9 protein-coding genes, 3 tRNA genes and 1 pseudogene are annotated in these 15,688 nt (G+C 40.1%); 7 read left to right on the top strand and 6 right to left on the bottom strand.

Annotated elements, in window-relative coordinates; genetic code table 11:
• Positions 1 to 9: 9 nt before the first annotated feature.
• From B9T25_RS00880 to B9T25_RS00905, 6 genes and pseudogenes are all read left to right on the top strand, one after another.
• Positions 10 to 85 (top strand) — tRNA-Glu (locus B9T25_RS00880).
• A 110-nt stretch (positions 86 to 195) separates the two neighbouring features.
• Positions 196 to 1,614, top strand: coding sequence for an amino acid permease (locus B9T25_RS00885; RefSeq protein WP_086186620.1), 1,419 nt, complete (start codon positions 196 to 198; stop codon positions 1,612 to 1,614).
• 79 nt (positions 1,615 to 1,693) lie between these two features.
• Positions 1,694 to 2,571: pseudogene (locus tag B9T25_RS00890) on the top strand (hypothetical protein); the annotation flags it as partial.
• A gap of 142 nt (positions 2,572 to 2,713) precedes the next feature.
• Positions 2,714 to 2,789, top strand: a tRNA-Glu gene (locus B9T25_RS00895).
• A 42-nt stretch (positions 2,790 to 2,831) separates the two neighbouring features.
• Positions 2,832 to 2,907 (top strand) — tRNA-Glu (locus B9T25_RS00900).
• A 129-nt stretch (positions 2,908 to 3,036) separates the two neighbouring features.
• Positions 3,037 to 3,744 (top strand): glutathione binding-like protein, encoded by a 708-nt coding sequence (locus tag B9T25_RS00905; RefSeq protein ID WP_086186621.1) that lies wholly within the window; start codon positions 3,037 to 3,039, stop codon positions 3,742 to 3,744.
• A gap of 6 nt (positions 3,745 to 3,750) precedes the next feature.
• Here the strand turns inward: B9T25_RS00905 and B9T25_RS00910 are convergent, their stop codons facing one another.
• The 6 genes from B9T25_RS00910 to B9T25_RS00935 all read right to left on the bottom strand — a co-directional run bounded on the left by B9T25_RS00910 (position 3,751) and on the right by B9T25_RS00935 (position 13,988).
• Positions 3,751 to 4,995, bottom strand: coding sequence for an NADH:flavin oxidoreductase/NADH oxidase family protein (locus B9T25_RS00910; RefSeq protein ID WP_086186622.1), 1,245 nt, complete (start codon positions 4,993 to 4,995; stop codon positions 3,751 to 3,753).
• A 100-nt stretch (positions 4,996 to 5,095) separates the two neighbouring features.
• Complete coding sequence (locus B9T25_RS00915) at positions 5,096 to 6,685, bottom strand: ABC transporter ATP-binding protein (RefSeq protein WP_086186623.1); 1,590 nt, start codon at positions 6,683 to 6,685, stop codon at positions 5,096 to 5,098.
• Positions 6,660 to 7,673 (bottom strand): ABC transporter permease, encoded by a 1,014-nt coding sequence (locus B9T25_RS00920; protein WP_086186624.1) that lies wholly within the window; start codon positions 7,671 to 7,673, stop codon positions 6,660 to 6,662. The genes B9T25_RS00915 and B9T25_RS00920 overlap by 26 nt, the downstream gene beginning before the upstream one ends.
• A complete protein-coding gene (locus B9T25_RS00925) occupies positions 7,673 to 8,746 on the bottom strand; it encodes a microcin C ABC transporter permease YejB (protein WP_086186625.1) in 1,074 nt (357 codons plus the stop codon). Before B9T25_RS00925 ends, B9T25_RS00920 begins: the two co-directional genes overlap by 1 nt.
• Positions 8,747 to 8,830: 84 nt before the next feature.
• Positions 8,831 to 10,669, bottom strand: coding sequence for an extracellular solute-binding protein (locus B9T25_RS00930; RefSeq protein WP_086186626.1), 1,839 nt, complete (start codon positions 10,667 to 10,669; stop codon positions 8,831 to 8,833).
• A 31-nt stretch (positions 10,670 to 10,700) separates the two neighbouring features.
• Positions 10,701 to 13,988, bottom strand: coding sequence for a LysM peptidoglycan-binding domain-containing protein (locus B9T25_RS00935; protein WP_086186627.1), 3,288 nt, complete (start codon positions 13,986 to 13,988; stop codon positions 10,701 to 10,703).
• 217 nt (positions 13,989 to 14,205) lie between these two features.
• On the opposite strand from B9T25_RS00935, the gene dnaQ reads away from it, so the two are divergent.
• Positions 14,206 to 15,618: a DNA polymerase III subunit epsilon gene (gene dnaQ / locus B9T25_RS00940; protein WP_086186628.1), complete on the top strand. Its 1,413-nt coding sequence runs from the start codon at positions 14,206 to 14,208 to the stop codon at positions 15,616 to 15,618.
• The last annotated feature ends 70 nt before the right edge of the window (positions 15,619 to 15,688 follow it).

A 15,688-nucleotide genomic window follows, 5' to 3' on the forward strand; every position in this document is an offset into this window, starting at 1 on the left:
CCTCATAACGACCCTATCGTCTAGAGGCCTAGGACATCGCCCTTTCACGGCGGTAACCGGGGTTCGAATCCCCGTAGGGTCGCCATATATCGTGCTATACGATCATTCAAGCTGCAACATTTATCATTATTACATTGCAGATTCGTAGTTTTTCACTACAATAGCTCGCTTCATTTATATGTTTCCTTTTCTTTTATGCAGCCATCTCATACTCCGAATGATGCTTCGCATCAGGGCAATTCTGCGCCATTAAAACGCGCTATGAGTACTCGACACTTGGTCATGATTTCGCTTGGTGGCGCAATCGGGACAGGGTTATTTTTAGGTTCGGGTGAAGTCATTGCACAAACGGGGCCTGTGGGTGCCATTTTTTCTTATATTTTAGGCGGTTTAATTGCCTACGCTGTGATGCTGTGCTTAGGCGAGCTTGCTGTGCATATGCCTGAATCGGGCTCTTTTGGTAACTATGCACAAAAATTCATTGGCCCAGGTACGGGTTATATGATTACTTGGTTGTATTGGCTCACATGGACTGCCACCCTCGGGACTGAATTTACTGCTGCGGCTTTGCTGATGCAGGAATGGTTTCCTCAAATTTCAGTCTGGATTTGGACGATTGTTTTTGCCGCAATTGTTTTTGGACTGAATATGACATCAACCAAAATGTTTGCTGAATCTGAATTTTGGCTGTCTTTAGTTAAAGTTGTGACTGTGATTGTCTTCATTATTTTAGGTCTTTTGGCAGTTTTTGGCATACTCTCTTTCCAAGGCTACTCATCTGCGCCTTTATTTAGTAATCTCACAGCTCAAGGTTGGTTCCCTCAAGGTTTATTCCCTATTTTTGCCACCATGCTAATTGTGAATTTTGCTTTCTCAGGTACAGAATTAATTGGTGTTGCTGCTGGTGAAACCAAAGATCCAGCCAAGAATGTACCTAAAGCTATTAATGCTGCTATTTGGCGACTTTTAATCTTCTTTGTCGGAACTATCGTCGTTATTAGTGCACTATTGCCGCATCAAATGGCAGGCTTAAATGCTGAAGGCGTAAGTAACAGCCCATTCGTGACTGTATTTACTTATATTGGTATTCCATATGCAGAAGATATTATTCGCTTTGTGATTATCACTGCGCTGTTATCTGCAGCGAACTCTGGCTTATATGCTGCTTCGCGTATGATGTGGTCTTTATCTGATAAAAAACAATTACCTGCTGTTTTTTCTAAAGTAAATCATCGTGGTATTCCATTTATTGCCATTATTGTCACCATGCTTGGTGCGCTTCCGGGCTTATTATCAGAACAATTTGCACCTGAAACAATCTTCAAAAACTTACTGGGTGTAGCTGCATTTACCATGGTGATTGTGTGGATGAGCATTTGCTTAAGCCAATTCAATTTTCGTCGTCAGTGGTATAAAACAGGTCATACAGCTAAAGAATTGGGCTTTGCTGCGCCATTATTCCCAATCTTACCCATTCTTGGTTTTGTATTCTGTTTTATTACGGGTATTAGTATGGCGACTGACCCCGAAATGTTACCAGGCTTTATTGGTTGTTTGATCTTTATCGCAGGTTGTTATCTCAGTTATTATATTTTCTATCGAAAGCAAAACTAACACAGAAAAAGAGTGGTCAAGTACCACTCTTTTTTAAGCTAAATACAGACAATGTCCTCTATAAAAAATCTGACCCTGTATGAAAATCATTTTTATTCACGGCATGAATCAACAAAATTATGATGAAAATGCTTTAAAACAACATTGGTTAAATGTATTTAAAACTGGCTTGAGTCATGCAGAGCAAAATATCGAGCTTAAATCACTGGATATTAAATTACCCTTTTATGGCGACTTACTGACCAAACATCAGCTATACAACATTTTAGATTTAGCCATACTGCTACCTAAATCACTTTTGCATTTACATCTCCCCTTTCACCTCAGGCATCACACGTCTATTGTTCAAGAACGTAGTCCGTGTACACTCCCTTGCCCTGTTTCAATCCTGAGCAATCTGAATCGCTTACCCAGCGTTTATCCGTCATTTCAGCGTTAACCAAAGACCATGCTTTTAGAGAATTAAGTATGTTCCTCAATCACTACCCAAAACTACACGAAACACTGATGCATAAATTTTTAATTGGAACCTATTTGTACTTGTCCAACCCAGACTTTATGCATGAAGTTCACCAAAGGATTATGTTCCACATTCACCCCACCAAAGATCATATTATTGTGGCTCATTCACTAGGTACAGTCATTGCCTATAACTTACTGCATCAATTTACCAACTTTAGAGTGCATCGTTTTATTACGCTAGGTTCGCCGCTGGCATTTAAGGTGATTCAAGAAAAACTGAACTTACCTATTTCTCGTCCACCTCAGCTGCATGGTGATTGGTTTAATTTTTATTCGCCCGATGATTTTTTAACAACTTTCCCTCTATCCGAAGCACCTTTTAATTTCAAACCACCGATTATTAATCAAGCAATTACCACGCTTATTCACAATCCACATCAAATTACCGGTTATTTACAACACCCAGCTGTCATCAAAAGCATTGTGGATGCCTTGTTGCTTAAAAAACAAACCAAATCAAAGTATATTTCACATATTTGTTTTATTTTTATTCACTTAACTCTATTTTCAAAGATTATCCTCGAAAAAAGTTTGACAGCTTTTCATATCCACCCTATTATACGCCCACCTCTGAAACGACCCTATCGTCTAGAGGCCTAGGACATCGCCCTTTCACGGCGGTAACCGGGGTTCGAATCCCCGTAGGGTCGCCATTTAATTTATGGTTTTGTTTTCAGAAGTATGCCTCATCTATTGACCCTATCGTCTAGAGGCCTAGGACATCGCCCTTTCACGGCGGTAACCGGGGTTCGAATCCCCGTAGGGTCGCCACATTCGAGATTGAAAAATCTCATAAAAAAGCCTGATTATTAATCGGGCTTTTTTATTTTTAGCAGAATCATATTCAAAATAACTTTCTATTTTATACTCAAGTACGACAAAACAATAAATTATTACTCTATGCACATTCGTCTATTTCATAAAACCAATTCACGCTTTCAGCGTATCCTCTGGTTATTAGAAGAATTAAAACTCGATTATGAATTGATTTTTTGCGAGGACAATCTATCAAATCAAAGCTTAGATCCGATTAAACATCCTCACCTACTCGCTAAATGTCCAACTGTGCAAATTTATGAAAATGATGGTTCAGATGTCATTACCCCTGCTGAAACAGCCTCAATTTCAGACTATCTAAGCTATTTATTTAATGATTTAGGCATAGCTCAGCTTAGTCATCAAGAAATACAGTTCTATTATTATTGGAAAAATTTTGCTGAAGCGACATTTATGCCTGATTTAGCACTCAAACAAATTTTTGCTGCAATTGTGGCAAAAACACCTTGGGCAGTACGTTTTGTCAGTCAATTGCTAAAGTTTGGATTTGATCAAGGTTATTTAAATCATACCTTGAATCAACATATGCACATGATTGATGAACATCTAAAAACCCACAACTATGTCGCAGGTCATCAGTTCAGCATTGCAGATCTATTATTATGGTTTCCACTATTGGCTTGCACGCAATCCAACCCAGCATTTGAATCCTTACAGCATATCCAGCGTTACTTATTACACATCCAAAGCAGACCTGCCTTTCAACGTGCATTAGAGAAAGGACAATGGTCTGCTTCAACATTTCAATCGTATTGGTCTAAAGCGTGGTAATCAATCCTATGCACTACGACGTGAATTGACCCGACCTTTAATCATGGCAGTAATATTGCCTTTGGCATATTTAAAGAACACTTTGAGTGGTGACAATTTAGGATTTGGACGTTTGCCCTGCGCAATGTCTTTAAACTGCGCGGCATACCAGATAATTTCCATAATCGCCATTTTATCGACCATAGGAATACCTGTTCTAATATTATTGACTGCGTAACGTACATCCTGCCCAGCAATCAAACGATCGGTTACATCCGTTTCGACTGCCAAAGGACGTGCAATACCAATAAATTCACAAGCACCACTGTCTAAGGCTGCATTCATCCCTTCCACGGTACGGAAACCACCCGTTACCATTAAATGGCATTTTACTTCTTTGCGAATGTTCTCTGCAAAATCGAGGAAATATGCTTCACGGGCAATGGTACTGACTTTACGTTTATCTGCTTTCGCCCCAGCCATTGCCGGTGCTTCATAAGTTCCGCCTGAAATCTCAATTAAATCAATACCCGCTTCATCAATGGCTTTAAAGACGCTAATGACTTCTTCTTCAGTAATACCACCACGCTGAAAATCTGCTGAATTTAATTTTACTGAAATAATAAATTGCTCTGAAGTCGCTGCGCGTACGGCTTGATAAATTTCCAATAAGAAGCGCATACGATTTTCAATTGAACCCCCCCATTGGTCTTGGCGTTTATTGGTCAATGGCGATAAAAATTGACTGATCAGATAACCATGTGCGCCATGTAACTGCACGCCTTCAAAGCCTGCTTTTTCACAAATTTGTGCCGATGTTGCAAAGCGCTGAATAATGTCCAGAATTTCATCTTCACGTAATTCACGCGGTGTACCAAAAGTTGTCGCAAGCATTGGGCTAAAAGGCACAGCCGAAGGTGCAACGGTTTCTTTATTGAGTCCTTTTGGACACTGACGACCTGGATGCGACAATTGAATCAATTGCACCATGTCATATTGCTTACCAATCGCTGCCCAGCGTTGCAATTGAGCGAGATCACGCTCTGATTCAACCACCACAACGCCCGGTTCATTTTTGGCACGAAAGTCCACCATCACATTGCCAGTAATCGCACAACCTAAGCCGCCTTTTGCCCACGCTTCATATAACCCCCAATGTAATTGGCTAGGTTGACCTTCATAATTGGCTAAGGCTTCACTCATCGCACCCTTAATAATGCGATTTTTAAAGGTGATATTTCGAATACTGGCTGCTTCAGCAAGATGACTCATATTCATACCCTAATTTATTTGTCGTTATGTAGAGCTAAAACTCTAAACTTTTTATATTATTCGTCAATGATTATTCTGACAATATGACTTGTCAGTAAATTTATACATACTGACTTGCGGCAATCAATTGTTGGGTATATTCGGTTTGCGGATTTAAAAATAATTGCTCCGTGGTCTGAAATTCCATCACTTTCGCACGACGTAAGACCAAAACTTTTTGACACAATGCTTTCACAACCTGTAAATCATGGCTGATAAATAAATAACTAATTTGGTGCTCTTGCTGTAAACGTCTTAACAGCTTCACAATTGCCCGTTGCGTAGTGCGATCCAGTGCCGAGGTCGGTTCATCCAGTACAAGTAGCTTAGGTCTTAGTACCAGCGCTCGTGCCAAAGCCACACGCTGACGTTGCCCACCCGAAAGCTCATGTGGATAACGCGTTCTAAAGCTGATGGGTAATTCTACTTTTTCTAAAGCTTCATCAATGCGCTGTGATATTTCAGGATTGGAGAGTTTTTTTAAACCCAAACCTTCACCAATGGTCTGCTCCACATTTAAACGTGGGTTTAAACTACTAAATGGATCTTGAAAAACGATCTGAAATTCAGCACGCAAGGGACGTAATTGTGTTTCATTGCATTTGTTTAAATCTGTTCCAAGCAGAACAATTTCACCCTCACTTTTAATGAGTCGGGTAATGGCCAAAGCCAGTGAACTTTTACCCGAGCCACTTTCCCCAACAATGCCAATCGACTCACCCCGTGCCAACTGTAAATCTAAGGGTTCAACAGCGACAAAATAATCTTTGACTCGGTTTAACCAACCTTGCTTAATCGGAAACTTCACCGCAACATTGTGTAGAGTCAATATATTAGGACGATCTGCAATCTCTATGGCTTGACCAAAATCATGATTTAATAAATCTTGAGTATATGCCTGCTTCGGATATTTAAATATTTCGTCAACACTGCCCTGTTCTGCAACCACACCTTTATTCATCACAATCACCTGATCAGCATAGCGATGAACCAAATTTAAGTCATGGCTAATCAAGATCATGGCCATATTTCGGCTTTGTTGTAATGATTTGAGTAACACTAAAATTTGCGCCTGTAAGGTCACATCCAAAGCCGTCGTTGGCTCATCCGCAATTAAAATATCGGGATCTAAGGCCAAAGCCATAGCAATCATCACACGTTGACGCTGACCACCCGACAGTTCATGCGGATAACGGCGCAATTTATCTTCTGGATCGGTCATGCCAACATCGTTGAGTAATTCGATAATGCGTGCTTGGGTCTTTGCTTTTGACCAGCCTTGCAGCAACAAAGTTTCACCAATAATCTTTTCCACCCGATGTAATGGGTTTAAGGCAGTCATCGGTTCTTGGAAAATCATCGCCATTTTCTGACCACGAATTTGTCTTAGTTGTTCAGACTTGAGGGTTAACACATCTTGTTGCCCCAACCAGATCTGACCTTTTATCGTTAAAGTGCTAGGTAGCAGCCCCAGTAAAGCCAAACTACTGATGGACTTACCCGAACCACTTTCACCGACAATGGCAATGGTTTCACCGGCATGAAGCTGAAAATTTAAATCATCAACCAACAGCTGTTGTTCATGCTGAATACTTAGATGCTCTACAGCCAATACCACCTGTGGATTATTGGCGTCTTGGATCGAATGCATCACGTGTCGCCTCCCCAATATAAATCAATAAAGATAAAACAATGGCTAAGGTAAAGAAGCCTGACAGTGCCAACCATGGTGCATTTAAGTTCGACTTGCCTTGTAATAATAATTCACCTAAAGATGCTGCATCTGGAGGTAAACCATATCCTAAGAAGTCCAAAGCTGTCAGTGCGGTAATATTGGCCGTCAACATAAATGGTAGTTGTGACAAACTTGAACTCATGGCATTTGGTAAAATATGCCGAAACATAATGGTTCGATCACTAACTCCCAGACCACGTGCTGCACGTACATAATCCAAATTACGGGCTTTTAAAAATTCTGCGCGTACCAACCCCACCAGTGTCGTCCAACCAAAACATAGCATAATCAAAAATAGCCAATACACATTTGGAGTAAACATACTGACCAAAATCATCACCATAAATAAAGTCGGCAAGCCGCCCCAGACTTCAAGGATACGCTGCCCCATTAAATCGACCCATCCACCATAATAGCCCTGAATTGCGCCTACCACGATTCCCAGAATGGCTGAAGCAAAGGTTAAGGCAAAGCCAAAAAGCAGCGATACACGCAAACCATAGAGAATACGCGCCAACACATCACGTCCTTGGTCATCGGTTCCTAACCAGTTTTGCGAAGTTGGTGCAGAAGGTACAGGCACCGCCAGTTCTAAATTTGGCGTTTGGTAGGAATACCTAATCAGTGGCCAAAGCGCCCACCCTTGATTATCGATCAGCTGTTGTACCACGGGATCTTTATAATCTGCTTCTGTTTCGAATACACCGCCAAATGTGGTTTCAGGATAGGATTTAAAAACAGGTAGATAAAGTGAATTATCATATTTCACTAACAGCGGTTTATCGTTGGCAATCAATTCCGAAGCCAGTGATAAAATAAGAATCAGCACAAACAAAATCAGACAAGTGAAGCCAAGTTTATTTTCTTTAAAGCGTTTTAAGCGCATATGTATTAAAGGTGACATCACTCGGCACCTCGCGAATCAAAATTAATACGCGGATCAATCACCTGATACAGCACATCACTGATTAAACGCAATACTAAACCCAGCAAGGTAAATAAAAATAATGTGCCAAAAATAACAGGATAATCACGCTGTTGAATGGCTTCAAAACCCAGCAAACCCAAACCATCTAAATTAAAGATGATTTCAATAAATAAGTTGCCGACAAAGAAAATACCAATCAATGCTTCGGGTAAACCAGCAATCACAATCAACATGGCATTTCTGAACACGTGACCGTATAACACGCGTGATTCGCTTAAACCTTTGGAACGTGCAGCCAAGACATACTGCTTGTTTAATTCTTCCATAAAGGAATATTTGGTTAAATAGGTCAGTCCCGCAAAACCACCAATCACCATGGCCAATAAAGGCAACATCATATGCCAAAAATAGTCTTTAATTTTGCCCAGCCAACTTAAGCTGTGAAAATTTTCAGACACCAAGCCCTGTAAGGGAAACCATTGAAAATAGGAACCACCAGCAAAAAAGACAATCAGCAACACGGCGAAAACAAAAGATGGAATGGCATAGCCAATCGCCAATAACATGGACGTCGATTTATCAAAGAACATGCCATGTTGGCGCGCTTTTTTAATTCCCAAAGGAATCGAAATCAGATAAATCAGTAAAGTGCTCCATAAACCCAAAGACAAGGACACAGGCATTTTTTCCCAGAGTAACTGGGTAACAGGTTTATCTTTAAAAAAACTAGTGCCAAAATCAAAATGCAAGTAACCTTTCAACATCATCCAAAAACGTTCATGAGCGGGTTTATCAAAACCATATTGTTGTTTTATTTTTTCGACCATTTCATCACTTAAGCCACGTGCGCCACGATACTGACTAGTCGATGATGACCCTACTTCCCCAGCACTTGATGTACGCCCAGCTCCCTGAAAATTTTCAGCTTCCTGAATAGCTTGTTCAACTGGCCCACCAGGTGCAATCTGAACCACGACAAAATTAATCAATAGAATGAAAAACAGTGTTGGAATAATCAAAAGCAGTCTTTTTAATATATATGTGCCCATCGAAATGACGTTCCTTGTGACTTCACTTATTTGGCATCATGATCATTATAAGTTTTCAAATAAACTTATAAATAATCTGAAAAGCTATTGTTTACGTAAATAATTAACGACTTTTTGAGCTTGTACTGGGTCTGACCACCAATACTCAATACCTGCTGACAATTTGGGTTTGACTTGAGGTTGCTTATACATATTCCAATATGCATACCAAGTCCCTTCTTTTTGATAAGTCGGCAAGTGATAATAACCTGCTCTTAACAATCTATCTAAAACCCGAGAATAAATCACCACATCTTCACGGTTTTTTGCTTGGATAATGTTCTTTATCGCATGATCAATAGCTGGGTTTTTAATACCCGCAAAATTATAATTGCCAAATTCATCAGCAGCTTTACTCCCCCAAAATTGTGCTTGCTCGTTTCCAGGACTAATAGTCATTGGTAAACGTAAAGTGGTCATATCAAATTCATTTTTTCTTGTTCTTTCAAGATACTGTGGCACATCAACCACGCGAATACTGACATTGATCCCCAGTTTTTTTAAATTACGTACATAAGGCATTAAAGTACGCTGCAAACTGTCCTGATGAATCAAAAACTCAATTTGTATTGGTTTGCCTTTTTTGTCAATTAAATGACCATTCTGATAACGATAACCTGCATCAAGTAAAATTTGATGTGCTTTGAGTAAGTTGGTGCGGTTAAAGCCACCACCTTCAGAACTAGGATATTTCCAGTCTACAAGCACCCCTTTACGTTGTAGAGGATGGAGCTGATTTAAAAATGGCTTTAAAATTGCCAGTTCTTTGGCACTCGGCTTGCCTCGTGCAGCCAATTCACTACCATCAAAATAACTTTGTAAACGTTGATACTGCCCATAAAAATATGCTTTATTTTGCCATTCAAAATCATAGACATAGGTTAAAGCTTGACGAAAATAAATATCATTAAATGGCGTTCTACGATTATTCATCACAAAGCTTTGTAGATCTTTTGGTGTTTGAATTTTTAAAATATACTTTGTAATCAAACCTTTTTTAGCTGCATCAAAGTTATATTCAGTCATCCAAGTTCGCGCAGAATTTTCTTCTTGTAAGGTATATTGCCCTGTTTTAAATCCCTCAAAAGCAACTTGCATATTTCGATAATATACATATTTCAAACGATCAAAATTGTAGCGACCTTTATTTACGGGTAAATCTTTCGCCCAATAATTTGGATTTCTCTTATAAGTAATACTACGCCCCGCGTCAATTCGATCAATCAAATAAGGGCCTGAACCTAAAATAGGTTGCATCGAGACTCTGGTAAAATCTTTATTTTTCCAATCTGCTTTGGAATAAATTGACATTTGTCCCAAAATTAAAGGTAACTCAGTATTATCTGCTGTCTTAAATGTCATTTTGACATCGTATTTTGATAATACTTCTGTTTTTGCCAAACCTGACAAATACATTTGCAAACCTGTATTGGCTTTGGTCTGATAAGTATCAAAAGTGAATTTAACATCTTGAGCAGTAACCTGCGTGCCATTACTAAACCGAGCTTTAGGATTTAAATGAAAAATAATATAGTTTGGATGATCCAGATCAAAGGTCACTTTTTCAGCCAATAAAGGGTACATCACATTGGGTTCATCAAGTGAACTACTCATAAGACTGTCAAAAAGATAATTTACACCTTCGACATAGCGACCCTTACCATTCATGCTATTTAAATTATCAAAAGTACCGCTAGCATACTCACTGAGATAGCCCCCTTTGGGAGCATTCGTATTGGCATAAGGCATTGCCGCCAAAGCAGCATATTTCGGCTGACTATAGATAGCAATATAAGGAGTAGCCTGCACAGCAGCCCAAAGCCTTGGTGCAAAAAGACTTAACCCACACATCAAGCCAATGCATTTTGCTATAGCAAACGGCATGTGATACTACTCCTTGTCTCTGCTTAAATTTTTATAAGCTTGGAACTTTAATCACTTCGCCAATACGCAATTGAGTATTCGTTTGAATAGCATTCATTTCAGCAAGTTTTCCAGTATCCACACCATAACGGTTTGCTAAACCAATTAAGGTATCTCCCCGTTTAATTTTATACTCAGCTACAGTTTTAGGAACCACAATCTGTTGACCCACCCGTAAACTTGCACGCGCATTTAAATCATTTAGAGCCGCTAACTCAGCCACTGTCACTCCAGACCGGTTGGCAATGGCATTTAAAGACTCACCAGGTTTTACGTTATAGGCTTCAGTATTTCGAGATGGTTTCGCGGCTTTAATGGTTGGTGCTTCAACTTTTGTTTCAGACTTTGGCAAATCACCTTCAATTTTTAAGCGTTGCCCCACCCGTACATTTGAAGTCCGCGGCAAAGCATTTAATGTCGCTAAATAATCTAACTGTAGGCGATATTTTTTCGCAATACTGCTGAGTGTTTCACCCGATTTTACGACATGTATATCGCTCTGTTTTTCAACACTTTGCTTTTCAGTACTGACTTTTTCAATTTTTGCTTCAACTTTACTGAGTACTGGTTCTTCACCGCTCAATTTTAAGCGCTGCCCAACACGTAATCCCGTATTACGATTTATGCCATTAATATTGGCAATATAGTCTATTCCTAAATTATATTTCGCAGAAATAGCAGATAAACTATCACCCGATTGTACCGTGTAACTCTCGGGAACCGTTGAACCTGCAGGAATTCTAATGGTCTGACCGACTTGTAAGCCACTGTTGTTGGAGAGTTTATTAAGCTGTGCCAATTCAGTTAAAGACATTTTTGATTGTGCTGCAATGCTATACAAAGTATCGCCACGTTGTACTTGATAACTTTCAATTTTATACGATGGTTCTACAGCAGCAGCTTCCGCTTTAATCGGACTGGTTTTTTCTTCCTGTTTGCTTTCTACCTTGGTGTCGACTTCATGCAATGGAACATTAATTTTTTGTCCCACCATTAAACTACTGTCCGAAGTTAAACCTGTGGTTAAGTCCGCTAATTCTTGATTAGACAATGCGTAACGGTCTGCAATCAGTTTTAAATATTCACCACGTTTAACCACATAGGGCTTGGTCTTCACTTTAGCGATTTGGCTTGCACTACTAGCTTTATTATCCGCACTATTCGAATTGACTAAAATGGTTTCTTTTAATGCTAATTTTTGCCCAACACGCACGCCACTACTGATAGATAAATCATTGTAATCCGCCAGTTGTTTGACCGACAGTCCAAATTGGCTTGCAATGCCGGTTAAGCTGTCATTGGCTTGCACCACATAGGTTTCAGGCTGTGCTTTTTTAGCCTTGGGGGTTGCAGATGTCTCTGTATTTTGCGGTTTAGCATCGTATAAATAAATACTGGTTCCCACATAAAGCGGTGAACTCGGATCAATCTGATTCCACTTCGCTACCTCACGCCAATTCAAACCATTTTTCATGGCAATCACCGCTAGAGTATCCCCAGGAAGCACTGTATAGGTACTGCGCTTACCTTTGGGCGGAACAACGACAATTTCTGAATCAGTCTTAACGTAGTTTTTACCTTGGTTCCGTTTAGCTTCTTCAGAATCCGCTTTGGTATTTTCCGCTACGCCTTTTGGATAAGAAAATCCTTTGGTTAATTCTTTACCTTGTTGCTCTGCAACAGACTGACTGGTTTGAATCGCGGTTAATTTAATTTTACCGTCAAAAGGATCAGTAATTTCTGTACCTTGCGGTGCGATCGCTTTAATTTCTTCGACCACTTTTTCTTGTTCAGCTTTACTTGCCACAGGCTGAAGCACTTGCTCTAGCGTTTTATTTTCACCTTCAGCTTTTACTGCCGCCAAAATCTGTTCACGTTCACGCACAGATAACGGCGGCTCAACAATCACAGGTTTAACATTGACAACTTGAGTAACCGCAACAGGGATACGTGGTGCACTAGGAATATCGCTATTTGAAGCAAAAGATGCCAATGCAGCCGAACCTTGAGGTGTAAATACACGTTTACTTGAGCTTTGTGTTACTACCACAGGATTGGTCGGTTTAACCGTAGTCGTTGCTACAGGTTGAGACACTTTGGTTGTATTGGTCACTAATATCGGTGGTGCTGTTTTTACCGGATTAATCACTTTAGTATTGAGTTCAGGCGGATTGCTTCTTTCTGGGGTAAAGGGTTGTGCTGCACTTGCCCACAAACTCCCCGAACTCGATTGTAATTTTTTGAGTTTCGTATCAATGGATGGGCTTAAATCGGCAGGAATAATAATGCGCATTGGGCTTTCACTATCAATACGATCACCACGATGCCCCGGATTCAACTGATACAACTCTGCACGGCTTAAACCAGTAATAGCAGCAACATCATTTAAATTTGCTGTACCAATCGCTATTTCTCTAAAGTGCGGACGATTGGCAATCGGTGGTAATGACACACCATACGCATTTGGATTTTTAATAATTTGCGCCACGGCCAAGAAACGCGGTACATAGTTCATGGTTTCTTGCGGAAGTTTAAGTGACCAATAATCCGTTGGCAAACCTGCTGCTTTATTACGGTTAATCGCTTGTTGGATACGACCGGGACCTGCATTGTATGCCGCTAAAGCCAGTTCCCACGAACCAAACTGATTATATAGCGCACCTAAAAACTCATAAGCCGCACGGGTCGATTCAACTACATCTCGGCGACCATCGTATAAACTGGTCTGTTTCAAACCATAAATACGTCCCGTACTCGGAATAAATTGCCACATCCCTGCAGCCGCAGCACTACTGGTTGCAGCGGGATCATACGAACTTTCAATAATCGGCAATAAAGCCAGTTCTGTCGGCAAACCACGACGTTCAGCTTCTTTCACTGTGTGATAAAGATAGCGAGAAGCACGTGCACTCAAACGGTCTAAGTATGGTTGACGTGAAATAAACCAACCACGTTGCGCTTCAATACGAGAGTCCCAATGGGCTTGATCCATTTTAAAACCAACGGTCATCCGCTTCCAAACGTCACCGTGTTTTAAAATCAATAGTCGATCACCTTCTACTGCACGCATATCGGTTGCAGAAAGTAAATCTTCTAAAGAATCCAAGCTATTGGCATCTAGATATCCAGAACCTACCAATTTTGATTTTGATCCTTGTGTTGCACTTTGGCTTGAGGAACAGCCCGTCAGACCAAGAGCAGCTAAGGCTGAACCCAATACAGTAATTTTTAAAAATTTAGGTAATGCAGGCTGACACAAAATCGCGGTTGGTTTATACATAAAGGAATCCAAACAACTCGTATAAAATTTATTTTTTAGATATGCCATTGTAGTGAAGCATGTCGTAGACACAAGCCCGTAATTTAGCGCTATTTCAGTATAAATGTTACAAGAAATTAAAAAATAACCATGTTATGCAGTTCTAAACGGCAATTGCGTTATACAATATAGCATTCACGTTGTTCAATTTGACTCTTACTCGTTCGGATTTGGTTATATGACTCAAACAATTACACTCTATGTCGATGGCGCTTGTCGCGGCAATCCTGGTTTAGGCGGTTGGGGTGCATATGTCATTACTGAATCTGAAGAACACAAAATCTATGGCGGTGAACCACACACCACCAACAACCGTATGGAATTAATGGCGGCAATTGAAGGGATTAAATTTTGCCCTACCGATGCCAAATTGATTATTTGGACAGATTCCAACTACGTCAAACAAGGCATTACCGAGTGGATTCACGGTTGGAAAAAGAAAAACTGGAAAGATGTTAAAAATCCAGATCTTTGGAAATTACTGGATGCAACCTGCCAAGGTCGTGAAATTGAGTGGAACTGGATTAAAGGTCATGCAGGACATGCAGGTAATGAAATGGCAGATCAATTGGCAAACCTAGGTGCGGACAAAACCCTAAAGTCAATGAAAAACCCATCCGAAGAAACAGTGATTTTAGATAAAAAAAAAGATGAAAAAGATTGGTTGCTCGATGACCCTTTTGGTTTCGATTTAATGGATTCCGATGCACAAGATGACGATGAAATTTTAGAAAATGATGATCAAACTTTAGAACATTTCGAAGCTGAAATCACACAGGTTGAAACCATACAAGAAAACCTTACATCTGAGGAAGATATTTTATCAAGTGCTGCAACGCCTTTAACATCTGATCATCCACACATTGTCATTACACCTCGAAGTAAAGAAGTGTTTGGCCCACGCCAACTGATTTTAGATACAGAAACGACTGGTTTTTATTTCCAAGATACGGATCGTATTATTGAGGTGGGCGCCATTGAAATGGTGAACCGTAAACTTACGGGAAGCTCTATTCATATTTATATCAACCCGAAAAAAGCTGTTGGCGACTCTGAAAACATTCATGGTATTTCAGATGCCTTCTTACAAGACAAACCTGTATATGCAGACATTGCAGAAGTCCTTTTTAATTATTTAAAAGGTGCGGAAATTATTGCGCATAACGCCAACTTCGATATGAACTTCCTTAACATGGAGTTTAAACGTGCAGGCTTTGTTGCTCTCTCTGAAGTCTGTTCTGTCACCGATACATTGGCTATGGCGAAAAATAAGCATCCGGGGCAAAAAAACTCCCTCGATGCTTTAGTGCGCCGTTATGAAGTTCCACAACGAGACCGTACTTTCCATGGTGCGTTACTCGATGCTGAAATTTTATCCGATGTCTATCTTGCTATGACGGGTGGTCAAGTCTCCTTTGATATGGATACCCTAACCGCAAGCGAACAACAAGAAGCACAGACGGCACGCCAACAAAGTGTGCAAGTTGATCTCCCGATCATTCTCCCTTCTGCACAAGAACTTGACGCACATGAGACATGGATCAAACAATTTGAAGAAAAGCATGGAACTGCTTGTCTTTTTGCAAAATAAAATCTACATTTCTAGTATTTTTTATATTTAAACGTTTAACAGTTAAGTTATAGTTAAACATAAAGAAGTT

Source organism: Acinetobacter sp. ANC 4470 (assembly GCF_002135335.1).
Taxonomy (GTDB): Bacteria; Pseudomonadota; Gammaproteobacteria; order Pseudomonadales; family Moraxellaceae; genus Acinetobacter.

What these genes read in the sequence shown, in the direction of transcription:
- B9T25_RS00885 (WP_086186620.1), top strand. Translation starts at nt 196, where the DNA reads ATGCAGCCATCTCATACTCCGAATGATGCTTCGCATCAGGGCAATTCT.
- B9T25_RS00905 (WP_086186621.1), top strand. Translation starts at nt 3,037, where the DNA reads ATGCACATTCGTCTATTTCATAAAACCAATTCACGCTTTCAGCGTATC.
- B9T25_RS00910 (WP_086186622.1), bottom strand. Translation starts at nt 4,995, where the DNA reads ATGAGTCATCTTGCTGAAGCAGCCAGTATTCGAAATATCACCTTTAAA.
- B9T25_RS00915 (WP_086186623.1), bottom strand. Translation starts at nt 6,685, where the DNA reads ATGCATTCGATCCAAGACGCCAATAATCCACAGGTGGTATTGGCTGTA.
- B9T25_RS00920 (WP_086186624.1), bottom strand. Translation starts at nt 7,673, where the DNA reads ATGTCACCTTTAATACATATGCGCTTAAAACGCTTTAAAGAAAATAAA.
- B9T25_RS00925 (WP_086186625.1), bottom strand. Translation starts at nt 8,746, where the DNA reads ATGGGCACATATATATTAAAAAGACTGCTTTTGATTATTCCAACACTG.
- B9T25_RS00930 (WP_086186626.1), bottom strand. Translation starts at nt 10,669, where the DNA reads ATGCCGTTTGCTATAGCAAAATGCATTGGCTTGATGTGTGGGTTAAGT.
- B9T25_RS00935 (WP_086186627.1), bottom strand. Translation starts at nt 13,988, where the DNA reads ATGTATAAACCAACCGCGATTTTGTGTCAGCCTGCATTACCTAAATTT.
- dnaQ (WP_086186628.1), top strand. Translation starts at nt 14,206, where the DNA reads ATGACTCAAACAATTACACTCTATGTCGATGGCGCTTGTCGCGGCAAT.